Annotated in this window: 21 protein-coding genes, 2 tRNA genes and 2 rRNA genes; 9 read left to right on the forward strand and 16 right to left on the reverse strand. The window is 42.8% G+C overall.

Annotated elements, in window-relative coordinates; translation table 11 throughout:
• Window positions 1-10 precede the first annotated feature (10 nt).
• Window positions 11-580: a hypothetical protein gene (locus R8P61_14910; GenBank protein MDW3648358.1), complete on the reverse strand. Its 570-nt coding sequence runs from the start codon at window positions 578-580 to the stop codon at window positions 11-13.
• A gap of 229 nt (window positions 581-809) precedes the next feature.
• Between R8P61_14910 and R8P61_14915 the strand changes: the two genes are divergently transcribed.
• Genes R8P61_14915 through R8P61_14925 form a run of 3 tightly spaced genes read left to right on the forward strand, consistent with a single transcriptional unit; the run spans window position 810 to window position 2,880 of the window.
• The gene (locus tag R8P61_14915; GenBank protein MDW3648359.1) at window positions 810-1,808 is read left to right on the forward strand and encodes an alpha/beta hydrolase; all 999 of its coding nucleotides are present in this window, start codon (window positions 810-812) and stop codon (window positions 1,806-1,808) included.
• 51 nt (window positions 1,809-1,859) lie between these two features.
• Window positions 1,860-2,078, forward strand: coding sequence for a hypothetical protein (locus R8P61_14920; GenBank protein ID MDW3648360.1), 219 nt, complete (start codon window positions 1,860-1,862; stop codon window positions 2,076-2,078).
• Window positions 2,079-2,136: 58 nt separating this feature from the next.
• On the forward strand, window positions 2,137-2,880 hold the full coding sequence (locus R8P61_14925) for an ROK family protein (GenBank protein MDW3648361.1): 744 nt from the start codon (window positions 2,137-2,139) through the stop codon (window positions 2,878-2,880).
• 1 nt (window position 2,881) lies between these two features.
• Here R8P61_14925 and R8P61_14930 read toward each other — a convergent pair whose 3' ends face one another.
• From R8P61_14930 to R8P61_14950, 5 genes are all read right to left on the reverse strand, one after another.
• Window positions 2,882-3,628: a hypothetical protein gene (locus tag R8P61_14930; GenBank protein ID MDW3648362.1), complete on the reverse strand. Its 747-nt coding sequence runs from the start codon at window positions 3,626-3,628 to the stop codon at window positions 2,882-2,884.
• Window positions 3,629-3,657: 29 nt separating this feature from the next.
• Window positions 3,658-4,854 carry a tRNA 2-thiouridine(34) synthase MnmA gene (gene mnmA, locus R8P61_14935; GenBank protein MDW3648363.1) on the reverse strand — a complete coding sequence of 399 codons (1,197 nt, stop codon included), beginning with the start codon at window positions 4,852-4,854 and terminating at the stop codon, window positions 3,658-3,660.
• A 28-nt stretch (window positions 4,855-4,882) separates the two neighbouring features.
• Window positions 4,883-6,130 carry a T9SS type A sorting domain-containing protein gene (locus R8P61_14940; protein ID MDW3648364.1) on the reverse strand — a complete coding sequence of 416 codons (1,248 nt, stop codon included), beginning with the start codon at window positions 6,128-6,130 and terminating at the stop codon, window positions 4,883-4,885.
• A gap of 105 nt (window positions 6,131-6,235) precedes the next feature.
• Window positions 6,236-7,585, reverse strand: coding sequence for a cytochrome c peroxidase (locus R8P61_14945; GenBank protein ID MDW3648365.1), 1,350 nt, complete (start codon window positions 7,583-7,585; stop codon window positions 6,236-6,238).
• A 165-nt stretch (window positions 7,586-7,750) separates the two neighbouring features.
• The gene (locus R8P61_14950) at window positions 7,751-8,563 is read right to left on the reverse strand and encodes a sulfite exporter TauE/SafE family protein (GenBank protein MDW3648366.1); all 813 of its coding nucleotides are present in this window, start codon (window positions 8,561-8,563) and stop codon (window positions 7,751-7,753) included.
• 135 nt (window positions 8,564-8,698) lie between these two features.
• Between R8P61_14950 and R8P61_14955 the strand changes: the two genes are divergently transcribed.
• Window positions 8,699-10,015, forward strand: coding sequence for an aspartate kinase (locus tag R8P61_14955; GenBank protein ID MDW3648367.1), 1,317 nt, complete (start codon window positions 8,699-8,701; stop codon window positions 10,013-10,015).
• Window positions 10,016-10,095: 80 nt separating this feature from the next.
• Window positions 10,096-10,563, forward strand: a complete 468-nt coding sequence (locus R8P61_14960) for a sterol desaturase family protein (protein ID MDW3648368.1) — start codon at window positions 10,096-10,098, stop codon at window positions 10,561-10,563.
• Here the strand turns inward: R8P61_14960 and R8P61_14965 are convergent.
• Both R8P61_14965 and R8P61_14970 read right to left on the reverse strand, forming a co-directional pair.
• Complete coding sequence (locus R8P61_14965; protein ID MDW3648369.1) at window positions 10,560-11,690, reverse strand: ankyrin repeat domain-containing protein; 1,131 nt, start codon at window positions 11,688-11,690, stop codon at window positions 10,560-10,562. The genes R8P61_14960 and R8P61_14965 overlap by 4 nt on opposite strands.
• Window positions 11,691-11,829: 139 nt before the next feature.
• Complete coding sequence (locus tag R8P61_14970) at window positions 11,830-13,167, reverse strand: PhoH family protein (GenBank protein MDW3648370.1); 1,338 nt, start codon at window positions 13,165-13,167, stop codon at window positions 11,830-11,832.
• Between the two features lie 221 nt (window positions 13,168-13,388).
• Between R8P61_14970 and R8P61_14975 the strand changes: the two genes are divergently transcribed.
• From R8P61_14975 to R8P61_14990, 4 genes are all read left to right on the forward strand, one after another.
• Complete coding sequence (locus tag R8P61_14975; GenBank protein MDW3648371.1) at window positions 13,389-14,084, forward strand: hypothetical protein; 696 nt, start codon at window positions 13,389-13,391, stop codon at window positions 14,082-14,084.
• Window positions 14,085-14,154: 70 nt separating this feature from the next.
• Window positions 14,155-14,787 carry an outer membrane beta-barrel protein gene (locus R8P61_14980; protein ID MDW3648372.1) on the forward strand — a complete coding sequence of 211 codons (633 nt, stop codon included), beginning with the start codon at window positions 14,155-14,157 and terminating at the stop codon, window positions 14,785-14,787.
• Between the two features lie 12 nt (window positions 14,788-14,799).
• Window positions 14,800-15,495 carry a hypothetical protein gene (locus R8P61_14985; GenBank protein ID MDW3648373.1) on the forward strand — a complete coding sequence of 232 codons (696 nt, stop codon included), beginning with the start codon at window positions 14,800-14,802 and terminating at the stop codon, window positions 15,493-15,495.
• Between the two features lie 199 nt (window positions 15,496-15,694).
• On the forward strand, window positions 15,695-15,934 hold the full coding sequence (locus R8P61_14990) for a hypothetical protein (protein MDW3648374.1): 240 nt from the start codon (window positions 15,695-15,697) through the stop codon (window positions 15,932-15,934).
• Between the two features lie 22 nt (window positions 15,935-15,956).
• On the opposite strand, the gene R8P61_14995 is transcribed toward R8P61_14990, so the two are convergent.
• The 8 genes from R8P61_14995 to R8P61_15030 all read right to left on the reverse strand — a co-directional run bounded on the left by R8P61_14995 (window position 15,957) and on the right by R8P61_15030 (window position 23,952).
• Entirely contained in the window at window positions 15,957-16,970 is a 1,014-nt protein-coding gene (locus tag R8P61_14995) for a hypothetical protein (GenBank protein ID MDW3648375.1), read from the reverse strand.
• Between the two features lie 148 nt (window positions 16,971-17,118).
• On the reverse strand, window positions 17,119-17,568 hold the full coding sequence (locus tag R8P61_15000; protein ID MDW3648376.1) for a hypothetical protein: 450 nt from the start codon (window positions 17,566-17,568) through the stop codon (window positions 17,119-17,121).
• 397 nt (window positions 17,569-17,965) lie between these two features.
• Window positions 17,966-18,448 carry a hypothetical protein gene (locus R8P61_15005; protein MDW3648377.1) on the reverse strand — a complete coding sequence of 161 codons (483 nt, stop codon included), beginning with the start codon at window positions 18,446-18,448 and terminating at the stop codon, window positions 17,966-17,968.
• A 130-nt stretch (window positions 18,449-18,578) separates the two neighbouring features.
• A complete protein-coding gene (locus tag R8P61_15010; GenBank protein MDW3648378.1) occupies window positions 18,579-19,874 on the reverse strand; it encodes a BTAD domain-containing putative transcriptional regulator in 1,296 nt (431 codons plus the stop codon).
• A gap of 505 nt (window positions 19,875-20,379) precedes the next feature.
• Window positions 20,380-20,491 (reverse strand): 5S ribosomal RNA (rrf, locus tag R8P61_15015).
• 183 nt (window positions 20,492-20,674) lie between these two features.
• Window positions 20,675-23,528, reverse strand: a 23S ribosomal RNA gene (locus R8P61_15020).
• A 216-nt stretch (window positions 23,529-23,744) separates the two neighbouring features.
• A tRNA-Ala gene (locus tag R8P61_15025) sits at window positions 23,745-23,818 on the reverse strand.
• Between the two features lie 60 nt (window positions 23,819-23,878).
• Window positions 23,879-23,952 (reverse strand) — tRNA-Ile (locus R8P61_15030).
• Window positions 23,953-24,043: the final 91 nt, after the last annotated feature.

Consider the following 24,043-nt stretch of genomic DNA (forward strand, 5'->3'; position numbering starts at 1 on the left):
CATATCAGAATCAGGCGGCCAGCTCTTTCCGTGATTTTTTAAATATCCAATATCCAAACAGGGCACAAGCTCCAATAAATAATCCCAGCATGGTAAAATGAAACCAGGAAGGTTCCGCCCCTTCAAAATCCCCTTTCGCCCGCGCAACATAGGTCAGGATCATCACCAGACTAACATAATAGAAATAAGGAAGTTGAAATTTAAGCTTCAATTTATGTAGATAAAAAGGAGCGAGTACAATCATTAAATATCCCAAGGCACCTCCGGCTATTTTCACAGCTTCAAGGGGAATATTATTCAGATAAACATTGCTAGCCAGGAAGCCCCAATGAATCACATGCAAAACCGCAAAAGTAGTGAGCCAGTTTCTAAGTCTTTTATTTTCTTTGACCGGCTGAGGATAATCACGGGCAAACTGATAGAAGGTAAAGAGAAATACAAAAGCCGAAAGACGTCCAGAAAATCGGGCTGAATACCTAACTGTTTCTTCTAAAGATGGAGCCATCGCGTAAGAAATGGCAAAAATGGCAATTTCTGCAGCCACGCCCATCCATAGTAAGCTTCTTAGAGAGTAGTTCATTGGGTTTTCTTTTTCCAGGTCCTGAGTTCAAGCACCAATTTTAGCCTTACCTATAGCTTGCTTAGAGGGCTTTTTTCTACAATCAGGATATTAACGTTTATGTAAAATACGCAATTGTTTGTGATCTGCATAAAAGCAGCTATTGATCTTTTAGCAGGAGCCGGTGCTTAGCGGACTTTCAAGGCTTAATATATTTTTTTACTTTGAAGAGATATTTCTACCCCTACTCATGATTTGGCTTTTGGGCGTTATACTGCCTTTCCTCTTTTTATTGATCATTTATTTGCTGGGCCCAAAACCTGAAGCCCCTCAGTATGATCTCGACCTACCTAAGCTGCCTTCCCATTTATTTGAAATATCAGAAGAGATAGCTGCACGTGAGGCTGATATTGACAATATCCGCCCAGACAATGAAGCCCGTATCATTTGGTCAGACGTTCAGGCAGAGAAAACCGAATATGCTATTGTTTATCTACATGGATTTTCAGCCAGTTTAGGGGATGGCGATCCGGTTCATAAGGCATTTGCCGAATATTTTTCCTGCAACCTGTACCTGCCCCGATTGCATGCACATGGATTAACTAGCGAAGAACCTCTGCTCGATTTTCAACAGGAAGAGTTTCTGAAGTCGGCGGTAGAAGCTTTTGCAGTGGGAAAAAGGATCGGTGAAAAAGTGATTTTGATGGGGACTTCTACCGGTGCAAGCATCGCCCTTTATTTGGCCGCTCATTTCCCTGATATTCATGGCTTGATCCTGCTCTCTCCCAATGTGGAACTTTTCGACAAAAAAACCTGGTTATTGAGTCGCCCCTGGGGATTGCAAATTGCTCGTATGGTTTTGCGGGATAAGTATAGAAGAAGTGAAACCAAAGAGGATAAGCAAAGTCCATATTGGGACAATTTTTACCGATTAGAAGCGGCCGTACAATTAAAAAGTATGATCGAGCACACCATGTCCGCCAAAATATTTAAAGGAGTAAAACAGCCCTGTTTCGTAGGATATTACTATAAAAATGAGGAAGAACAGGATAAAACTGTATCTGTTCCGCATATCCTGAGCATGTATGAATCTTTGGGAACTGATCCGGAATGGAAAAGGCTTCGAAATTTTCCGGAAGCCGGAGATCACTGTATAGCCTCCTCTATTTGGTCTGCCTCCTGGGAGGAGGTTCGGGATGAAAGTATAAGCTTTGCGGAAGAAATTCTGGGAATGGAAAGAGAGAAATAATTGCTTAAAAGTCAATTTATTTTTTCACTTTGAAAGTCGTATATTTAATCAATGAACACTGATAAATACATCCGAAGCATAGATGAACTCTTGCGCCAAATGGCCCAACTGGAGAAAAACCTCCAGGATGCTGAAGGTGAGTATAAATTCTTTATCCAGCGTTCCCTCAAAAACAAGAATAAACGCTTTGAACACCTCATTCCCTATAAGTTCAGGCTACAGCTCAAAAACATCTGTCGTGATGCTGGTGTTATCGGACAATTTGATTGAGTTGGATTAATTCTTCTTTTTAGCCTACATTTGGACTTCATTTAACAAAACACCCAAGGTGAAAGTACTCGGTATTGACGTTGGAGGTTCTGGTATTAAAGGTAATATCGTTGACCTCAAAACGGGAGAAATCCTGGCAGAAAGACATCGCATTGACACGCCTCAGCCCGCCACTCCCAAGGCAGTTGCCAAAACAGTAGGAAAACTCGTGAAACATTTTGATTGGAAGGGACCCATTGGTTGTGGATTTCCTGCTGCAAGCCAGAATGGAGTTGCCCGAACCGCAGCAAATATTGACAAAAGCTGGATAGGACAAAATATCGAGAAGCTTTTTGCCGAAGAAACCGGATGTCCGGTAAAGGTTGTCAATGATGCCGATGCAGCAGGATTGGCAGAAGCTATTTTCGGTGCAGGTAAAGGAAAAGCTGGGGTTACTATGCTCCTTACTGTAGGTACTGGAATTGGTAGTGCAATTATCCTCGATGGTGTTTTGGTTCCAAATACTGAATTGGGACATCTTCACTTCAAAGGAGATATAGCCGAAAAATATTGTTCAGATGCCGCTCGCAAACGCCTCGACCTGAGTTGGGATGATTGGGGCAAGCGTTTCAACAAATACCTGCATCATATCAATCGCCTCTTTTATCCTGATAGAATTATCATTGGAGGCGGTGCAAGCAAACGCTTTCATAAATTCGATGAACAGATCGATGCGCCGGTCAAGGTAATGCCAGCTACCCTCCTGAATAATGCAGGAATTATAGGGGCAGCACTAGCCGCCCGAGCTCTCAAAAAATCCTAGGTTAATTTTCCAAAGCAGCAAAAGGATCGCTTCCCCCACTTAGTTCAGCAGGGCTATCGGCTGTTTTAATCTGATCAAGAACCAGCGTAATTAAGCCTTCATGAGTGGTGGAAAGTTTGGCCAGTGAGTGTTCCTGCCATCCTTCCCAACTAACTTTCAATCCGCCAATTGGAGCGATAGAAACCCACATACTATAGGCAGTAGGGATTCCGCTATCATCTAGTTCCCACAGGTATTGATCTCCCGGAGTAGCTCCTCCTGTCGAGTACTTTACCAATAAGCTTTCCGATCCATCTTCTTCTTTTACCAGGTATCTGCTGGTACCCGGATCTTTCACCTTACAAGGCGCATTGAGCCAATAGGCATCATTTACCCACATTTTCCAGGCTGCATCTACGGCTTCAGCTGCCGCTTCTCCTGTCAACTCTTCTCCATCCTTATAGGCTTTTCCGGATTGTTCATTGATATCGACCAAAGCTCGCATGCCATCCCCCCACTCAACCTGGGCGAAATGGCGGTCTTTATCCCAAAGATGCTGATTCATTCCTGCAAAACTCCAGCTTACAGCTCCGATGCTATCCCAGGCTGCACAATTAACAGCTGTCATCATTTTTTCGGCCAGGGCTTCAGCTTCCGGTCCTTCTTCACCAGCAGGCACTTCTTTATCCATTGCCCAAATACCAATCACCGCAATGGCGAGCAAAGCCGCAATTGCGATTGCAATCCATTTAAAAATCTTCTTGATCATATGATAATTCTTGTAGTAGCTCTCTGGGCTTAATAAGTAATCACTCCTGAACCTATCAATTCTTCACCTTTATACCAGGCTGCAAATTGTCCAGGGGTAATTCCCCTTTGCAGTTCCTCAAATTCTATATACAAACCTTCTTCCTCTCGATAAAGTTTTGCCTTTTGTAAAGGTTGACGATATCGAATCCGAACATCCAGCTCCAGGCTTTCCCCTGCGCTTAGTTCAAGGTCTTCTCTTAACCAGTGTATATCTTCTTTTTGAATAAAAAGGGCCTGTTTGTTTAGTCCGGGATGCTCAGCTCCCATACCTGTGTAGATAATATTTTCTTCTACATCCGTAGCGATCACGAATAAAGGTTCGGCTTTCCCTCCTACATTCAATCCTCTTCTTTGACCAATGGTAAAATAATGAGCTCCCTGATGTTCTCCGACCTCTTGTCCATCAGAAGCTTGATAGACATAAGGAGTAGAAATTCTCTTCAAGTAGGCATGACGATTTTCCTCGGCCTGACTCAGTACTCTTTCTTTATACAAATCGGCATGGGCATCGATTTCTACAATTTTGCCTTTCCTGGGCTTGAGTTGTTGTTGGAGGAATTCCGGAAGTCGGACTTTTCCTATAAAGCAGAGGCCTTGAGAATCCTTTTTCCCGGCAGTAACCAAATCCAGAGATTCAGCAATTTCACGTACTTCTGGCTTGCTTAAATGTCCGATGGGAAATAAAGCATGACTCAATTGCTTCTGGGTAAGTTGGCAAAGAAAATAGGACTGGTCCTTGTTTCCATCTTTGCCTGCCAGCAATTGATATACGGTCTCTCCTTCCTTTTCGAAAGATTCCTTTCTGCAATAATGACCCGTAGCTACAAAGTCCGCTTTTAGTTGCAGGGCTCTTTCTAAAAAGATGTCAAACTTGATTTCGCGATTACAGAGCACATCTGGATTGGGTGTACGCCCGGCTTCATACTCTGCAAACATATAATCTACGATGCGTTCGCGATAGGGCTCACTCAAATCAATGGTCTGAAAAGGAATACCTAGTTTTTGAGCCACACTCAGGGCATCATTGCTATCCTCTATCCAGGGACATTCATCACTGATAATCACAGAGTCATCATGCCAATTTTTCATAAAAAGGCCGATAACTTCATGCCCATCCTGTTGTAACAGATGAGCTGCTACACTGGAATCCACTCCTCCTGATAGACCAATTACAATTCTCGCCATTTCGATTATATCTCTGGCAAAGATACGACTATCGGAGCAAAACGTTTTGATAAAATCTCCTCCGGCTTTTAGGATCTTCCAAAGAAATCAGATAATAACCGGGAGGGAGGCTTTGCCGGTAAATTCTGATCCCATTTCCATAATCTTCCTGAGATACTCCCAGGGCCTGTCCATTGATATTGTATAGACCAATTTCAAGTTCTCTCTGACTAAAGCGATCCCATTCAACCTGGATGTATTCAGTAGCAGGATTAGGAAATACTTTTAGGTGTAATTCTTCTGCTAGAGAAGGTTCAATAGCTGTGGTATTGCTATAATAATCACATACCCATCCATATAAAATAGAAGAGGAGAAACTAAACAAAGAATCCATATAAAGGGCTGGTGTATTACTAAAGCCAGTCAGAAAAGGTGTATGTCCAGCTCCCTCCCAGGTCAGAAAGGGATTTTCAATTCCTTCATTCTCCATCCTGATTTTCATGCTTGCACTTCCATCTACCGGTAAATTTGCGTTAAAGAGAACTACTGCCCCACTCTCATACGGAACGATAGCATCATTATTCCCATGCATACTCAGCATAGGAACCTCATCCGCATTGATCCAGACGGAATCTCCTATGGCTCCGCAATAATTGATGATGCCTGCTACTTCGGAGGAATATCCCAGATTTCCACTCAAGCCTTCTACCCCACCGACTCCTGTAGTATCCATTTCAGGCGGAAACTCACTCAGGTCTCTCAAATATCCCAAATGAATGCCCGTAATTCCACCAGCAGAAACGCCTCCTGCATAGATCAAATCCGTATTTACTCGGAAGGTATTGCCATTTTCAGCGATATCCTTCCTAAAGTAGCGAACACTGGCCCGCATATCGTGAGTAGCTTTAAGTACAGCTCCGTAGAAGTTGGCATTGGAAGGATTGGTTATAAGACTTGTCGTAACACGATAGTCTATGGAGGCTACCACATAGCCCATTTTTGCAAAAGTAGTCCCCAATTCCTGCATGTAGCCATCATCCCGGTTTCCAAATACAAAGGATCCCCCGAAGGCCAATACTAATAAAGGTCGCTCGGACATCGTATCTCCTTTGGGCTCATATACATCCATCAATAGGGCTCGACCATTCATACCGTACTCAATTCCGGTACTCACCTCAACAGAGTCAAATACTTCGATAAGAAAACGACTGGAATCACAGCTAAACTGAGCGCTGAGTGTTGAAGGGAAAATAAAAAATAGGGGGGAAAGAATAATTGAGAATAGAATTCTTTGCATAAGCGGCTATAAGTTGAGTACACTCCTGCTATCCTGAGAAGTGCATCTACAAATATACCCAATAAATTGGTAGAACTTTGTCCGTATCTATACCAAAATTGATCCCTATTGACAGCCTAGATCCTGCTGAGATTGGGTGTCATTATTTGGAAAACACAGGCCTGATAGCGTTTGTGCAGGCACATATCGACTCAAATTTGGATCATAGAGCGCCTCAGAAATGAATTCAGTGATGGCATCTATATCTGATTCCATCAAACCCAAAGGCCCAAAATCTATAGCCAATTGTTGAGCCGGCACAGCAGGATTTTCTGCTACTCCCGAGTTTTTATAGGAAACCACATCCCTCAGTCGAGTTAGACTACCTCCATGCCCGTAGAATTTGGAATCCTTTAGATTGTATAGTTGAGGAACTTTAAATTTGTAATTATCCTGAGGATTGTTCGTGAATCCTCCTCTTCCCAGACGGGTAGCTTCATCAACTCCATCACCATAGGTACCTGCTTCGGGCAGATCATTCATTCCCAGGGCATAAAACTCCATAGAATTCAGGGCAGGCCCCTTATGGCAGCTGACACAATTTGCTTGACCGAAAAAGAGTAAAGCTCCTTCTTTTTGCTTGCTGCTCATGGCTTCCAAATCACCTGCCAACCACTGCTGGAAAGGAGATTGATTTGCCATAATGGTTCTTTCATAAGCAGCCATTGCAAGTCCGGCAGTTATTTTTGTATATCTTCTGTACTCATCCTCCAGGGGAAAAGCTGCGTCGAATAAAGCTTTGTAGTTTTTTTGCTCAATGAAGCTGCTATCTACTTCCATTCGGTGAACACTCATACCTGCAATCGCCTGAGTCTCTATTCCATGATAGCCTAGAAAATTAGCTTCTTTCGGAGTGTTAAACTCCCAACTTTGCTCTGTCCCAATATTATCTCCTGTCGCCCCAAACTGACCATTCCAGAGCATCAATTCCTGCCAACTCAGATTTAGTGCCGCCGGAGACCTGATGGGTTGAACGTCCAATTCCAGGCTGCTATATCCCTGCATAGGAACTCTTCCTTCCCCTTTCGTCCCAAAACCATATCCTCCTTCACCGATTCCCTGAATCACACCTGCCTGGAAACCTGCAGCCACATGATGGCAGCTGGCACAAGAATAGGTATATTCTCCCTGAACCTTCAGCGGATTAGAACCCAGTCCCGTTTCATGAAATAATAGTTTTCCCAGTTCAATCTTTTCTGGAGTAATGGGATTACGAGGGTCTTGAGGGATAAGTGCCGTAAGACCATCCTCTGGAAGTTGAAATGCCCGAATTCCTTCCTGCCCTCCTGCAATCAATAATTGCGCAATCAATTTAGAATCCAAATCATCTCCTCCGGTACCGGGCCCATCTGGTTCACAAGCGGTAAAAAGAAAAGAAAAAGAAAGGATAAAAATCCCCAGGTAACGCATATTCATTTCCGAAAAATTAGGTAGCTCTTATCTAAGCCCAAGTATTTTAATTTATCGGACAAATCCAGTGCCAATCAAAGACCAGAGTAGCTTTCTCTTCGTAAAAGCCCAAGAGAAAAGAAAACTTTTCCAAGATTTGAGTATAATTCCTTTAAATGGAGAAAATATGGCTTAGCTGAAAAACTGGACATACAGCCAGGAATAGACTCCCAGAAACTTGAAAGCAGAGGCTATTACAATCAGAATCAACAGCCGATGAATCCAGACATTGGCATTGGGGATCTGAGAGATCCATTTTACCCCGAGATAAGCACCTATTGATTGAAAAACAGCCATAGATATTCCATATCCAAAATGAATCTGATTCATCCTGAGGAAGATGTAGATGGCCGGAATATTAAACAGGAACACAACCACTAATTTTATTCCATTGGATGCTTTTAAACTGTATCCGGAAAGCAAAACCAGACCTGCCAATAGAAAAATCCCAACTCCTGCCTGTATAAAGCCTCCATATATTCCAATGAGAAAGAAAGCCAGGATATTTAAAGGTCTTTTATGTTTCTGCACATCAGCCGTTGTTTCTCTGATCCATCTTTTGGGATTGATCAAGAGCACGATCAACATAAAAACCATCAAACCGCCGATGCTGTAATTCATCATCTGCTCATCAAGACTTACAGCTATACGAGCTCCCAGCGCTGCTCCCAAAACGATAGGTACGGCTATCCAAACGATTCCTTTCAGATGGAGTTCCCCTTGTTTTTGAAAAGCACGAACACCCGTTGCACTTTGAAAAAGGGCTCCTATACGATTGGTACCATTGGCTACATCAGCTGGCAAGCCGCATATAAAAATGAAAATAGGAAGGGTGATAAGTGATCCACTGCCTGCCAGGGTATTTATAACGCCTGTCAACAGACCTGCAAAAGCGAAAATGAACCATTGTATAAGAGAGAGATCCGTCTGAAAAAGCTCGGACATAGGGCAAAGAATTGGTCTTCAAAGGTACATTTCTATTTATGAGCAGCAAATATTCTCTTCAATATTCTCCGAAATTGTGAAAATAGCGGTCTCCTGCGTAGATTCGCTGCCTGAATTACAAAGCAAACAAAGGCCATGATTGTCATGAAATTTGGAGGAACCTCAGTCGGGTCTCCTGAAAGAATTGAGCAAGTCTATCAAATTGTTAGTCCTTTGCTGGAAAAGAAGCCAATCGTAGTGGTATCAGCTGTTGGAGGGGTCACTGACCTCTTGATAGAAGCTGGTCAGAATGCCCTGGCAGGTTCTCTGGACATCAGCAAGATAAAAGCCAAGCATGAGACCGTAATTGCGGGTCTTGGACTGGATGAACATATCATCGATGATATGCATCGGGAACTGGAATCTCTGCTTATGGGGATCATGATGATCAGAGAGATCAGCCCCAGAACCTCGGATTACCTGGTATCCTTTGGAGAAAGGGTTTCCTGCCAATTGGTTGCCGCGCATTTCAGAAATAAGGGAGTAAAGGCAAAGCATCACTTTGCATATGATCTGGGAATGTATACCGATAATAATTTCCAGAATGCACTTCCTTTACCGAGGGCCTTCGAAGCGCTTGGGAAAAATATTCATGCCCTTGATCACCTCCCCATCGTAACCGGATTTATTGGCCATAATGATAAAGCTGAAATTACTACACTTGGAAGAGGAGGGAGTGATTATACAGCTGCCATTATTGGTGCGGCTGTAGGTGCAGAGGAAATTCAGATTTGGACAGATGTAAATGGGATTTTAAGCACAGATCCTCGCATTGTACAATCTGCACATAATCTACCCGTTGTTTCTTTTAAAGAGGCTGCAGAACTTGCCTATTTCGGAGCCAAAGTCCTGCACCCAAAAACCATTCGCCCTGCAATGGATAGAGACATAGCGGTAGTTGTTAAAAATACGGCGAATCCCCAACATGCGGGAACACGTATCCTCTCGGATTCTCCTACCAGTACGACTACGGTTAAAGCTATTTCTGTCAAAAAGAACGTTTCCCTGATCAATATTTATAGCCTTCGCATGCTGGATGCTTTTGGTTTCCTGGCAAAGATCTTTGATATCTTCTCCAGAAATCAGGTCGTTGTAGATATGGTTTCTACTTCAGAAGTATCTGTGACAGTTACTGTGGATGCAGGTCAAAATATCCAGGCAGTTGTTGATGAATTATCTGAATTTGCTCAGGTTCGGGTGGATAAAGATCTTTCTATCATTTGTCTGGTGGGAGAAGGTATGAGAAAAGGCGTAGGAGTCGCTGGTAAAGTCTTTGATGTGATGGCAAAAGAAAATATTCCCATCGAAATGATCTCTCAGGGAGCCTCTGATATCAATTTGGGCTTTGTGGTAGGGCAGATACATGCCTCAAAGGCCGTAGAACGCCTGCACGCGGTTCTTTTCGGAGAATAAAGCTATTCTATCATATAGAATTCTGCTTATCTTAAAACCATTCTTAGGGAAAGCTGGTTTTAATAGGGAATTGACTGATTATGACTCTTTTTCTCCAAATATCCATTTTTGTTGGTACCTGTATTGCCATGGAAGGCTGGGCCTGGATCATGCATAAATACATTTTGCATGGCCCCTTATGGTTTCTGCATAAATCTCATCATAGTGTAAACCCCGGATGGTTTGAGTGGAATGATTTGGTATCTCTATTCTATGGAGTCGCAGCAGCTGTCTTAATCATCTTAGGTATCCAGAATCAAAACTGGATGTTGCCTGTTGGAGTCGGGATTACTTTTTATGGAGTGTTCTATTTCATCTTTCACGATGTGATCATACACAGGAGAATAAAGGTGAAATACAATTTCAAAAACTCCTACATCAATCGCCTGATCAGAGCGCACAAAATCCATCACAAGACCTTAACGAGAAAAGGAAGTGAGGCTTTCGGCTTTCTATATGCCCTTCCCAAATTTGAAGTAAAACGCATGAGGAAGACAAAAACCCGCTAGATATCCCTTTTCAGTTTTTCCCGAAGTTCGGCAGCATCTTTTCGCGCAAGCAAGATATCTTTTGCGCTTTTCCCTTTCCTGTTCTTAGCCTCGAGATCGGCTCCATTATCAAGGAGGAAGTTGATGCTTTCGACAAGCTTGTCCTTTTTCCTGATGGAAGATCGAAAAGCGCTAAAAAGAGGCGTCTCTTCCTGAAAGTCTCTGCTTTCGATATTTGCTCCATTATTCAGCAATACTTCGATGACCTTGGCAAAGCCTGCCTTAGCAGCAGTATGTAAGGCTGTTTTTCCTTTTGAATTTACGGCCTCTATATCAGCACCCGCATCTATGAGCTCCTGGATTTCTTCCGGATGTTCGCCATTGTCTCCCCTACTCGTATAAACGATCGGAGGCCAACCCATTTTATTTGGGCGATTGATATCTATTTCAAATCCCAAAGCCTTCAAACGTTCATACTCCTCCTTTTTCAAGGGATCCGAGATAATCAGTTCTTTGGGATCAGCTCCATATTTTACCAGCATTTCTATCAAATCCCAATTCTCCTTCCAATAGGCAAATTTCAACAACCAATGACTAAAGGGAGCGATTAGCACCCCTCTTTCTCCCATCTCATGCAGTATGTTTTGATTTTCTCCAGCCACCACATAAAAAATCAGGGCTGTTTTTTCCTCTGTCCAGGCAAGTGGATGAATACGATCCAAAACTTCCGGATTGTTATTCAGTTTTTTCAGAAAAGCTTTTTCATCCCCCAAAAAAGCCGCACTGTAAATGTCGTAGCTCGCACCATATTTTAGCAGAATTTCTTCCATAGCCCGATTTCCTTTAGACTTAGCCAAACATAAAGGGCTGATTTCAACCAATTGCTCACTAAAATGACACCCAGGCGCTTCGATTTCAGCTCCGCGATCCAACAAATACTGTACACTTCCGATTTTGCCATGATTCACAGCTTCCCAAAGCATACTCCTCCCATGCGAGCCTCGAAATTTGAGCCAATGAGGTCTTTGCCTGAGGATTTCTTCTACCATTAGCAGATCTCCTTTGCCTGCAAAATGGGCTCCTACTTTCAGGAAATTGTCATGCGTTTCCTCCAGTAGTCGCTCAACTTTATGGCTTATGTCCTTCATTTTATGTTGAATTTCCGGAGTACAGCTGTGGACAAATAGGACTTATCCAGAGGTTATCCACACACTTATCCACAATATAGCCCAAAAGCCTTCCGGATGTAGTTCAGCGGAAAGAGCAAAGCAGGCTATACATTATAACTTATAGCAGTTCTGTAGCCAGATTGGCCAATTCCGATCTTTCTCCTTTCTCAAGCGTCATATGGGCAAATAATCTTTGCCCCTTTAGCTTATCAATCACATAAGAGAGCCCATTACTTTGAGCATCCAGATAAGGAGTGTCTATTTGCTTGATATCTCCAGCAAAAATCAATTTGGTATTTTCTCCAGCCCGGGTGATGATCGTCTTAATTTCGTGAGGTGTGAGGTTTTGGGCTTCATCAATGATGAAGAATACTTTTGACAGACTCCTACCCCGAATGTAGGTGAGCGGGGTGATTACAATCTTCTCATTTTCGACCATCCCTTCGATCTGCTTATAGCGTTTTTCAGAAGGAGAAAATTGATTCTTGATAAACTTCAGGTTGTCCCAAAGGGGTTCCATATAAGGATTGAGTTTGGAGGTAATATCTCCCGGCAAGTAGCCAATGTCTTTATTACTCAGAGGAACAACCGGCCTGGCAATCAGGATTTGTCGAAAATTCTGCTTTTGCTCCAGGGCTCCCGCCAAGGCCAAGAGGGTTTTCCCTGTTCCGGCAACTCCTTGCAACGTGACAAGTTTTATCTCCGGGTTGAGGATTGCATGCAAAGCAAAGGTTTGCTCAGCATTTTTGGGTTTGATCCCAAAAGCAGTTTGCTTTTCTACCCGATCCAGGCTTTTATTCTCGGGATTGTAAACAGTCAGGGTAGACTGAGTTCCATTTTTCAGGATAAAGTAATGGTTATCGAAAGGTTTCTCATCCAATACCTTGTCCACATCTATGCTTCCTTTCTCAAAAATCTTATTGATGGTATCTGCAGAAACATGTTCCTGAAGGGCATTGCCTGTATACAGGTTCTTTACATCTTTTATCTTACCCGTTTCATAATCTTCAGCAGGCAAATTGAGCGCCTTGGCTTTTAGCCTCAGATTTATGTCTTTGGTGACCAGAATTACTTTACAATCCGGTTCTTCTTCTTTGAGAGAAAGTGCCGAATTGAGGATTTTGTGATCTGGCTTCTTTTCATCAAAAATAACCTCCGCATCTACCTGTCTTTCTGCTTTTGGCATTATGACGCGAAAGCGGCCTTTATATTCTCCTTCTATAGGAACCCAGTCCTGCAAGGTGAATTTTCCGGAAAATCTATCGATAAATCTGATAAATGCCCGAGCCTCAAAGTTTTTGGAAGAATTGCCCTGTTTAAAATTGTCGAGTTCTTCTAATACGGTAATGGGAATGGCGATATCATTCTCTTCAAAATTGTTGATCGCATTATTATCATGGAGAATGACGGAGGTATCTAGTACGTAAATTTTACGCTTCTTGCTTGATTCTGGCATATAGCTATTAATCCTTCAGGTCAGAGGGATGATCACCCCACCAAACAAAATTACAGGAATTTATTTTCTAATCCTCACCAGTTTCTGAAAAAAGCTACAGGAAAATCCCGAGATGAAATCCTCTTTTCGGCCATGAACATCTGGCAAAAATTTTCGTATATTAATTTTATGTTAACAAAAGATTATCTTAATTTTACAATATGCGGGTAATTATAACCTTAATGTTAACCTTCCTGGCTCTATCTATTTCTCTGGGAATGCCTCAGGTAAAACCTGCCTCTGTTGAAGCTTATGTAGATGATAGCTATTTGGTGAATGCGGATGCTATGCGGAGAGACAATTCAAAAGCGTATATGCAGGTATATAAACATGCGCTGGATGAATTGAGAGAGGAGAAGCCGGAGAAATATAAAGAAGTAAAAAAGAAATACCAGGCTGCAAAGCATCTCTATCGTAAATACAAGTATCTAGCGGTAGAGACGGAAAAGAAAATAGAAATGATCAAGCAGCATAGTCAGGATCTTCTCAGTTGGCTAAATGAAATGCAGGAAGTCTCTGAGGGGAAAGTTTATGCTTATATCGGTTCAAAGGTACGATTCTCCTCTTACGAAAGCCTGGGGGACACCCATATTCGCTATGTAGATCACAAGGGAGATGCTATGCTTGCTGTACAATTGGAAGCTGAGAGAGGTTTGCTCCTCCTTCCCCCTCAACCTAATGCTGTAAAGATTACCCTGGCTACTGATGCGAGTCTACCAGACTGCAAACATGAATTGGGGCATTACGCATATATCATTATCGAGCCTGCCAACTACTATGAATTTCTCCTGGGTTCTTCTGAAAAACAGGATGGAGATGGCCATCTCCACCAGGACCCATCCGGAGTGATGGCAGAGCTTTTCGAACTCCAATTTTAACATTCCTTGATTCCTGCATGCAGCAGTATTACTTTTCTTCCCGTTTTGAAGGAAAGTATCACTGCTCCCCATGGAAAAATATTACATCCGCTATTTCATCATTCTAACTTTCTTACTACAAACTGTTGCTTTTGCGCAGGAAGAAGAAGGCTTTAAACACGCGATCAGGGCTACCATAGCTCCTCAGGCTTCCTTTTTTAGTCCGTATGAGGATAACTTTACCGAAGGAAATGCTCGATACCAAGGCTTCAGCTTTGGAGTAGAAGGATCCAAATGGGTCAGTCCAAATGTACAATTGAGTTTGGGCTATTATTTTTCTCAGCAGGTAGGTAATACAGATGATTTCTTTTGCCTGCGTATAGGTCCCAATCCCTGCCCACAAAGAAGAGCCAAGATCAATATCATGAAGATCCCCTTTACGGCTGGGATCAAGATCCACGAAGCAAAAAATTATCAGACAAAATTCAATCTGGGCCCTCAAATCCAAATCAATTTTACAGAGTCTCGCAGAGGAAGACCGGATTACAAACCGATAAGCCTGGGGATAGTAGGCGAATGGTCTCACTATTTTGTTCTGGGTAAGCACCTCGATTTTGTGGGAAGCCTTAGATATGACCAGTCCATAACAAATGTTGATGAAAATTCCCTGAGCAATCGTTATAGCGCCGTAGGTTTACATCTGGGACTCAACTACAATCTTTAAACCTAAACCAAGATGAATAAATTCCTACTATACATTTTCTCTGCACTCCTCTTATTTCCAGCAGCTATGAGCGCTCAGGATGCTCCTGCATTTTCACTAAGACTGAGTATTCAACCACAAGTTTCTGCCCTGAATCCTTATGATGCAGGCTTTATCTCAAGCTCCGAGCGAGTTATTCCCAGCCTGGCATTTGGTATAGAAGCCAGCAAAAGTATCAATAAAAAGCTGGAACTCAGTGTTGGTTATTTTTATTCTAATCAGGCAGGAAATTTCAGCCTGGTTGAATGTAGCCCCAGTGCCGAATTTGTGGCCGGAAATCGCGCTGTTTTCGATCCTATTGTAGATCGCGTAGGTCCTAGCTGTCCCCTTCCCAGGCACAATATCAATCTTATAAAAATACCTGTTAGTCTTGGATGGAAAGTAATCCGAAAGGATAACTATATGGGCCGACTGGGATTCGGGCCCCAGATACAGTTTCTATTGACCCCACCAAATTATGGGCTCTATGATTACAAAGGCCTGAGCGCTGCCTTTATGTTGGAATGGGCCAACTACTTTAAGGTTTCAAATAATATCTCTCTGGTAGCAGGAATTCGGGCAGACAGAAGCCTTAGTGCTATAGATCACAATTATGACACTCCTTCATTGGGAAACACCTTAGGAATTAGCCTGGGAATAGAATATAGCCATTGGAAGCAAAAAAAATAATTTTTTACAGATAGCCCTTTTTTTGCAAGAAAGAGAATCTCTCTTGATTCTCTTTCTTTAGTTTATCCATCAAATCATTTCAGATAAAAAAAATACTTTTCCACAGCAGAAGGCTAATTAACAGAAAATTAGTACTTTAGCCTTGTACTTATAATTCCGGGAAGTCAATACTGTTAGAATTATTGACACAAAAATGCTTATGAACAAAGGTCAAGAGCTAAACTTCCCCCCCATTTCCCCCGAGACTCATCATACTTGCAATTCCCGTCGTGAAGGCGACTGGATCATTTTCACTTGTCCCAAGTGTCCGAGATATATTCGGAAATTCAATTGGAAGACAAGGAAAATGGTCGTTATCGGTGATGATGATATGAGCATCAAACACATGGGTACCCATTTGCCTGTAGGCGTAAGTCCCAGCTTAAGCACGCCGAACTAGCGGTAAAAAGGGTACGCATTTATTATTCTACATAAGCAAGTCCACTCAGATCGTAGGAGGCTTGCTGAATTAAGTCATTATTTTCTCTCTTGTAGAGATTGATACTGGCATTAACCCTATTGGGTCCTTTAGGCATATGTAAGCCAGGGATCAAGATTTCGATATGACTATCTTCGAGGATTTTTCCCTCATATTTTCCCAGCATGACTATTTGGTCTCGAGCTCTCATGGAAGTTGAAAATAATCTTGCCTTCCATTGATATTCTTCTGATCCAATATCTATCGTATCAGAATTCAGGGGAATGCTAAGGATCGTTGTTTTTCTCCGATTCAATAGGTTTGATACTTTTCTTTTCTTACCCGCCTCGACCTGAAATTCTAACTTTCCTTGTACAATGGGAGTCTTTTTCCTCTTTTTCTCGGCCTTCTTTTGTTCTGGCTTTGATTGTTGAGACTTTGCCTTAGCAGACTCGCGAACAATTGGTTCCGGAAGTAAATGGGCAAGCTGGTTATAAAGAAATTCCTGTATAAGATTCTCGTCTATTCCTGAGAAGTTTTTTCGCTGTCGACTTGTTAAATGCTCTATCTTCCCTTTCAACTCTTCTCCTTCATCTTGTTTATAAAAATCCAGACGAAAACTTGCTTTATGCATAGAATTAATGGGCATTTCCGTATCCGTTTTCTGTTTTTCCTGCTGGGTTTTCAATTCATCCAATTGGGCAGTTAGACTTTTCTCCTGCTTATTCCAGGATTTCTTTTCGTTTTTATATTTCTCCTCAAATTCCATTCGAAAAGCTTCCTGTTTTGCCAATTCGGCTTCACTCTTTTCACTCCTTTCTTCCAGCATCATGGACTTTTCCATCCATTCATCTCGTTCTGCCTCAAGCTTCAAAACTTCTTCATTATCAATCAGTTGAGACGGATCCACCAGATTTTGGGTAGAGTCCATCAAATCCTTCATTTCTCCCTTTAATCTCCTGACTTCCTCAAGCAATTCCGCCTTCGTCATTCGATTTATTGATTTTTGATGGGCCATATCTATGAATTTTGTTAATAGTAAGTAAGGTTAAATAAAAACCCGGATCATTAGATTGAGCCGGGTTTATGAATGTTTGCAAGATCCAATCATTCGAAAGTATCAGATCTTTGTCCAATCAGGATTGTATTCATGCTCTAAGGCTATTTTATCCTTCGTAGAACTTGATTAATCCCAAATCTCCAAATGCTGCAACAGGACCAGGAGTACCGGTAGTTCCTTCCAGGCTCAAGCATACAACTACTCTATAAATGCCTTCATCTACAGTGTTTGCAGGAATGACAACATTCAAGTTGTAAGTAGTCGCCGATGGCTCGTAAAAAATTACGGTTGAAGGAGTTGCACCAGCAAATTCACCACCGCCCATTTTTTCAAGGAAAACTTCACCTTTCCAGGTACCAGACAAGAAAGTAGCAAGGGTACCACCTACATCCCAGTTGATATTAACTGTTGCGGATTGGTCTGTCTGAATTACTTCAGCTACAGCAGGAACACCAGGAAAACCAGTGCTATCTTCTGCTCCTTCAGCTAGGCTGAAAGTACCGTTAGTAATAAGAAAGGAACCTGTAAAAGCATTTTCAAATGTGAGTGAAGGCATAACTATGAAGTTTGTTGATAGTATCTGTTTTGGATTCACACAATGTTTAATTTAAAACAGACGCGATCGGATTGATAATTTGATTAAAGAGCGTGCGAATCGAAAGACAACTTAGGAAGGCCTACTTAAGAGATGCTTATATGAGACTTAAAGCAGATTAAAATTCGATTTAATTTCAATTAATCCTTATAACTTGCTCAATATCAATAAGTTAAACACAAAACAATTGCTTAAAGAAATTATATTAGTCATAAGAACAGTAAAGGAGGATTCAATCATTAAGCACTCCTAAAAGCGGAGAATAAGTGTTTTTTAAGCAGCTTTACTTATGAACTAACAGGATTCTTTGGATAGCCAGGAAAAGGGGGCGAGGAATAGGTACGAATATATCCGTTTATCAGTTTCTTACCGTTGAACTGCCGTATATCATCAGTTTAGCCATTTCCTGAAAAAGACAAAAAACTTCATCATCCGGCTCGGAATAAGGCAAAAAAGTGAGAAGCATACATATCTTGTACATACCGGAAGGAATAGGACTATCACCAACTACAAGGCTGGAAAAACTCAGGGAGAAAGGGGAATCGGCTACCTCCAGTTCAGCGAATGGAATAGCATTGCCTTTTCTCTCCAAAAATACGTCTAAATAAAAGTCTCCCGGAGGAAAGTGGTTTATAAATTCAGGTCCTAGAATACCTGGAGGGAGTAAAGAAAAGTAATCAATTGATTGGCATATATATTTTTCAATGCCTTTTTCCGGGGAAAGGTTAAACTGGCAGATAGGAATTGAGTCTTCAATAGACTCTTCATTTATTCTACCAAGATTCAGGAGACTTGCTTCTATTTGAGCTTTGAGGTTCTGGAATAATCTATGTAAAACCATAGGATAGAGCTTGGTATTCCAATTATGAATCTAAAAGATACAAGCTCAGACTAAAATAGCACTTAAATTCTACTTAAGGATTGCTTAAATAGACTTCAAATTCACCTATAATCGCATATTATTTAATCATTTAGCAAAGTTGATTAGATCGAATTTTTTCAAACATTTCCTGCGTTTTAGGTGCTGGAGAAATATTCAGCTCTTCCTTGAGCACCTCACAACATCTTTGATATTGTCTAATCGCCTGATTGCGCCGCCCGGATTTGCAGTGTGCCAACATCATTTGTCTATGGATATGCTCCCTACAAGTATCGAGCCTTAAGGCCTGCTCTCCATAATGGTGGGCCAGTTTGTATTCCTCCATATCTATGCGATAATCAATCAACCTTTCGAGGATAGCCAGATAGGTTTCCTGCAAATTATCACGCTCAGGTTGTATCCACTCGGAATACAAATCATCCATTAAAAGCGTATTGGTATAAAATGAAGCGGCTTTCTCATAACAGGAAATAGCGGATATTATTCCCGTACTTCTTTCCATGGATTGCCCCTTTTTCCAGTGGTCCAGAAAAGCCTTGACATCGACCTTTATTTCCCATTCAGGATTCAGGGAATAGGCTCCATTTTTATAAATAAGGATATCAGAATCCGGTAAAAACTTCTCAAAAGATTTTCTGATTCCATGCAAGGCTACATTAAGGCTATTTCGGGAACTGGCTGTAGCCACTTTGGGCCAAAAGGTTTCCATCAGAATTTCGCGGGCTATCGGCCTTGGGTGATGATAAAACAAATAGCTTAATAAGCCCTGTCCTTTCTTTCCAGGTAGATTGCTCATCTTCTTTCCCTGAATAAAGATTTCAAGTTTTCCCATCAGTTTCACTTCAATACTAGTAGAATCCTCTTCCTCATATCGCCAATTTTCTGTGGCTTGATGAGAAATACCGATGGGAACAGAATTGAAATGCAAAGAAGAATTTGCAAGGGCAATCGAAGGGCCTGGAGCGTATCTGTTTGACAGTTTAAATAAATTCGTCAGGCTGCTCAGTACAGCTTTTATACTGTTAGTTGGCTTTTTTACCCCTCTTTCTATGAGTTTTTCTACCAGTTCCAGGATTTGATTCTGGTCAGGGTTTATCAGAAAATCATCAACTCCTTTTCGAAAAGCATAGGCAACTTCCTGAGGCTTAGCTTCTTGTTTGATTAGAAAAATGGGTTTATCCTCATACACCTTAAAGAGATCTTCAAGGATATTGAGGTTGGACGAACCCGGGATAAAAATGATAATATCCACCTGATTTCGGAGAAAGCTGTGCTGAAGATTCTGAGGTACTTCCCAGAAAATTTCATAGCCTTCTTTAAATATTTGTCCTAACCACTCAACATATGAAGGAATGTTTGTCGTAATTAAAATTTTTGGACGTTTCATTGAGCAAGGTAAATCAGCAGTTAACGAATAAATGCGTCAAGGAGGATCTAATTAGATCCGCAGGAAAAAGCTTGTATTGATTAAGAACCCTATTAAAGGGTTTGCAGCATTCCAGGTAAACGTCTATGGAACAGGGAAATAAAGCCCTTATGAGGTAAAGCTATTTGCTAGGATAGGAAGGGAATAATTTATCTTAATGTACAATAAAGATACAAGAAAGAAAAATATTCAGCACGAGAAAGTGCTTCTATAGTATACTTACGTCCTTAGTTACGAGAGGTTACAATATTTTAGGGACTATTTTTGGGTTGGCAATAATATGACATATCTTATTTTTTGTATTTGAGGTACAAAGCAGCCCTCAGGAAACTTAATTAGCCAGTATAAGTAGGGACAGATTATAATCTGTCCCTACTGCTACGATCTTCTATTTCTCTCTTTCCTTTCCCTAAAGTTCTAAAACGACAAAGCCCTCAGCTTTCACTGAGGGCTTGTATCTTATAAAGGGAGGCGTCTACCTACTCTTCCGCGTTCTACCGCAGTACCATCGGCGTGGCAGGGCTTAACTTCTCTGTTCGGGATGGGAAGAGGTGGACCCCTGCGCTATGGACACCAATTCTTTGTACCTGTAAGCTGTTTTCTGATCTTTCGATCTTCTTTTATCAAAGTCCCTCTGCTTTCGCAGTCCCGAACCTTTGTCATCAGTCTTACAAGTCTGGTTCTTATTGACTTGTCGAAGGAAGAACACAGTAGCAATAGCAATCTTGTAGAAGTATTCCACTCCGAAGAGTAGGAACACTGGAAGAAAATCTATCGGGTAATTAGTACGGCTCAGCTGAACATGTTACCATGCGTACACTTACCGCCTATCAACGTAGTCATCTTCTACGACCCTCAAGGGAAAATTCATCTCATGGTGGGCTTCGCGCTTAGATGCTTTCAGCGCTTATCCCTTCCCGACATAGCTACCCTGCAATGCAACTGGCGTCACAACAGGTACACTAGCGGTCAGTCCAACTCGGTCCTCTCGTACTAGAGTCAGCTCCATTCAATTTTCCTACGCCCGCTACAGATAGAGACCGAACTGTCTCACGACGTTCTGAACCCAGCTCGCGTGCCACTTTAATGGGCGAACAGCCCAACCCTTGGGACCTTCTCCAGCCCCAGGATGTGACGAGCCGACATCGAGGTGCCAAACCTCCCCGTCGATATGAGCTCTTGGGGGAGATCAGCCTGTTATCCCCGGAGTACCTTTTATCCTTTGAGCGACGGCCCTTCCATACAGAACCGCCGGATCACTATACCCAACTTTCGTTCCTGGTCGACTTGTCTGTCTCTCAGTCAAGCACACTTCTGCTATTGCGCTCTACGTATGATTACCAACCATACTGAGTGTACCTTTGGAAGCCTCCGTTACACTTTTGGAGGCGACCACCCCAGTCAAACTACCCACCACACAATGTCCTTCCGTAGAAGTTAGGCAACTATTAAAGAAAGGGTGGTATTTCAACAACGGCTCCCCGAACACTGGCGTGCCCGGTTCATAGCCTCCCACCTATCCTACACATCCTTTAACCATTGTCAATGTGAAGCTGTAGTAAAGGTTCACGGGGTCTTTTCGTCCCGTAGCGGGTATCCGGCATCTTCACCGGAACTACAATTTCACCGAGCTCGTGGCCGAGACAGTGCCCAGATCGTTGCACCATTCGTGCAGGTCGGAACTTACCCGACAAGGAATTTCGCTACCTTAGGACCGTTATAGTTACGGCCGCCGTTTACTGGGGCTTCAATTCAGAGCTTGCACCCCTCCTTTTAACCTTCCAGCACCGGGCAGGTGTCAGGCCTTATACTGCGTCTTTCGACTTTGCAAAGCCCTGTGTTTTTGATAAACAGTCGCCTGGGCCATTTCTCTGCGGCCCCCCGAAAGGGGCGTCCCTTCTCCCGAAGTTACAGGACTAATTTGCCTAGTTCCTTAGCCACGGATCACTCGAGCACCTTAGGATTCTCACCCCGACTACCTGTGTCGGTTTACGGTACGGGTCTTTTACACCTGAAGCTTAGAGGATTTTCTCGGCAGTCTTTACCCACACTTTCTACGCAACCGTAGTCTTGTAGTACTGTCAGGTTCGACAGGGTCGGCGGATTTGCCTACCGTCCCTATATCTACACCCTTTAACGTGCTATTCCGTCAGCACGCGGTGGTTTCAAGCCTGCGTCACCCCATCGCAGTGTAAATGAGTATCGGAATATTAACCGATTTGCCATCGACTACCCCTTTCGGGTTCGCCTTAGGTCCCGACTAACCCTATTCTGATTAGCATTGAATAGGAAACCTTAGTCTTTCGGTGAAGAGGTTTCTCACCTCTTTTATCGTTACTTATGCCTACATTTGCTTTTCTATGCGCTCCACCAGGGCTCACGCCCCAACTTCCGCGCACATAGAATGCTCCCCTACCACTTGCAGTAAACTGCAAATCCATAGCTTCGGTAGTATGTTTGATGCCCGATTATTATCCACGCTCAAGCGCTCGACTAGTGAGCTGTTACGCACTCTTTAAATGAATGGCTGCTTCCAAGCCAACATCCTAGCTGTCTTAGCGCTCAAACCTCGTTAGTTCAACTTAACATACATTTAGGGACCTTAGCTGATGGTCTGGGTTCTTTCCCTTTCGGACCAGGACCTTAGCACCCTAGCCCTCACTGCCGCGTATATCTTATGGCATTCGGAGTTTATCAGAGTTTGGTAGGATGTGACTCCCCCTAGCCCTATCAGTAGCTCTACCTCCATAAGACTCACCGCGACGCTGTTCCAAAAAACATTTCGGGGAGTACGAGCTATCTCCCGGTTTGATTGGCCTTTCACCCCTACCCACAGGTCATCCAAAGACTTTTCAACGTCAACTGGTTCGGACCTCCATCCCCTGTTACAGGGACTTCATCCTGCCCATGGGTAGATCACCGGGTTTCGCGTCTGCCCCCAGTAACTATACGCGCTATTCGCACTCGCTTTCGCTGCGGCTTCGGTACTGAATACCTTAACCTTGCTACTGAGGAGCAACTCGTAGGCTCATTATGCAAAAGGCACGCCGTTACCACACTAAGTGGCTCCGACCGTTTGTAGATACACGGTTTCAGGTACTTTTTCACTCCCTTATGCAGGGTACTTTTCACCTTTCCCTCACGGTACTTGTTCACTATCGGTCATCTAAGAGTATTTAGCCTTGGCGGATGGTGCCGCCAGATTCAGACAAGGTTTCACCGGCCTCGCCCTACTCAGGATACCACCTGATACTACTTCAATTACGCCTACGGGACTATCACCCGCTACGGTGCTGCTTTCCAACAGTCTTCGACTTCGATCAGATTCTCATTATGTGGTCCTACAACCCCATAGCTGCCTTAACAGCCATGGTTTGGGCTATTCCCCGTTCGCTCGCCACTACTTAGGGAATCACTATTGTTTTCTCTTCCTCCAGGTACTTAGATGTTTCAGTTCCCTGGGTTAGCCTCTCTTTCGAGATTATTGGGTTGCCCCATTCGGAAATCTCCGGATCTTGGAGTGCTTGCCTCTACCCGGAGCTTATCGCAGCTTGCCACGTCCTTCATCGCCTTTAGATGCCTAGGCATTCCCCGTGTATCCTTCTTTTTTTTCTTCCTAAGAATTGCTGCAAGTAAAATTGTTATTTGACTTCTTTTATACGCACGTATAAAGTCCGTCTTTTACTTTTCTCGCTACTGTGTCTTCCTTTCAACATGTCAAATATCTTCGCGCTCCTAACAAGCTTAAGCATCATCTACAAAAGGGCCGGGACACAAAAATCCGGTCGTCTCTTGCTTATAGGCTGATACTTTTTATTAAGAGTCTTTTTGTGGAGAATGCCGGATTCGAACCGGCGACCCCCTGCTTGCAAAGCAGGTGCTCTAGCCAACTGAGCTAATCCCCCTCGAATAACTTACCGCTCTCTCTTCTCTTTGGTATTCCCTCTTTTCCCGCGGCTGATTCGTGGGCCTGCGTGGACTCGAACCACGGACCTCTACATTATCAGTGTAGCGCTCTAACCACCTGAGCTACAAGCCCGTGTTATCCTTGTCCTTCTTGACTCTTAATAACATAAGTAAAATATAGAACCTCGGTTAGAAACTAAACCAGGTAATTTTATGTGTCAGCA

Source organism: Bacteroidia bacterium, from assembly GCA_033391075.1.
Classification (GTDB): Bacteria; Bacteroidota; Bacteroidia; order J057; family J057; genus JAWPMV01.

Excerpts from the sequence above, each read along its gene's own strand:
- R8P61_14915 (MDW3648359.1), top strand. The coding sequence starts at position 810 with ATGATTTGGCTTTTGGGCGTTATACTGCCTTTCCTCTTTTTATTGATC.
- R8P61_14920 (MDW3648360.1), top strand. The coding sequence starts at position 1,860 with ATGAACACTGATAAATACATCCGAAGCATAGATGAACTCTTGCGCCAA.
- R8P61_14945 (MDW3648365.1), bottom strand. The coding sequence starts at position 7,585 with ATGAATATGCGTTACCTGGGGATTTTTATCCTTTCTTTTTCTTTTCTT.
- R8P61_14980 (MDW3648372.1), top strand. The coding sequence starts at position 14,155 with ATGGAAAAATATTACATCCGCTATTTCATCATTCTAACTTTCTTACTA.
- R8P61_15000 (MDW3648376.1), bottom strand. The coding sequence starts at position 17,568 with ATGCCTTCACTCACATTTGAAAATGCTTTTACAGGTTCCTTTCTTATT.
- R8P61_14995 (MDW3648375.1), bottom strand. The coding sequence starts at position 16,970 with ATGGCCCATCAAAAATCAATAAATCGAATGACGAAGGCGGAATTGCTT.
- R8P61_14975 (MDW3648371.1), top strand. The coding sequence starts at position 13,389 with ATGTTAACCTTCCTGGCTCTATCTATTTCTCTGGGAATGCCTCAGGTA.
- R8P61_15005 (MDW3648377.1), bottom strand. The coding sequence starts at position 18,448 with ATGGTTTTACATAGATTATTCCAGAACCTCAAAGCTCAAATAGAAGCA.
- R8P61_14930 (MDW3648362.1), bottom strand. The coding sequence starts at position 3,628 with ATGATCAAGAAGATTTTTAAATGGATTGCAATCGCAATTGCGGCTTTG.
- R8P61_15010 (MDW3648378.1), bottom strand. The coding sequence starts at position 19,874 with ATGAAACGTCCAAAAATTTTAATTACGACAAACATTCCTTCATATGTT.
- R8P61_14950 (MDW3648366.1), bottom strand. The coding sequence starts at position 8,563 with ATGTCCGAGCTTTTTCAGACGGATCTCTCTCTTATACAATGGTTCATT.
- R8P61_14960 (MDW3648368.1), top strand. The coding sequence starts at position 10,096 with ATGACTCTTTTTCTCCAAATATCCATTTTTGTTGGTACCTGTATTGCC.
- R8P61_14910 (MDW3648358.1), bottom strand. The coding sequence starts at position 580 with ATGAACTACTCTCTAAGAAGCTTACTATGGATGGGCGTGGCTGCAGAA.
- R8P61_14955 (MDW3648367.1), top strand. The coding sequence starts at position 8,699 with ATGATTGTCATGAAATTTGGAGGAACCTCAGTCGGGTCTCCTGAAAGA.
- R8P61_14970 (MDW3648370.1), bottom strand. The coding sequence starts at position 13,167 with ATGCCAGAATCAAGCAAGAAGCGTAAAATTTACGTACTAGATACCTCC.
- R8P61_14940 (MDW3648364.1), bottom strand. The coding sequence starts at position 6,130 with ATGCAAAGAATTCTATTCTCAATTATTCTTTCCCCCCTATTTTTTATT.
- mnmA (MDW3648363.1), bottom strand. The coding sequence starts at position 4,854 with ATGGCGAGAATTGTAATTGGTCTATCAGGAGGAGTGGATTCCAGTGTA.
- R8P61_14990 (MDW3648374.1), top strand. The coding sequence starts at position 15,695 with ATGAACAAAGGTCAAGAGCTAAACTTCCCCCCCATTTCCCCCGAGACT.
- R8P61_14985 (MDW3648373.1), top strand. The coding sequence starts at position 14,800 with ATGAATAAATTCCTACTATACATTTTCTCTGCACTCCTCTTATTTCCA.
- R8P61_14965 (MDW3648369.1), bottom strand. The coding sequence starts at position 11,690 with ATGAAGGACATAAGCCATAAAGTTGAGCGACTACTGGAGGAAACGCAT.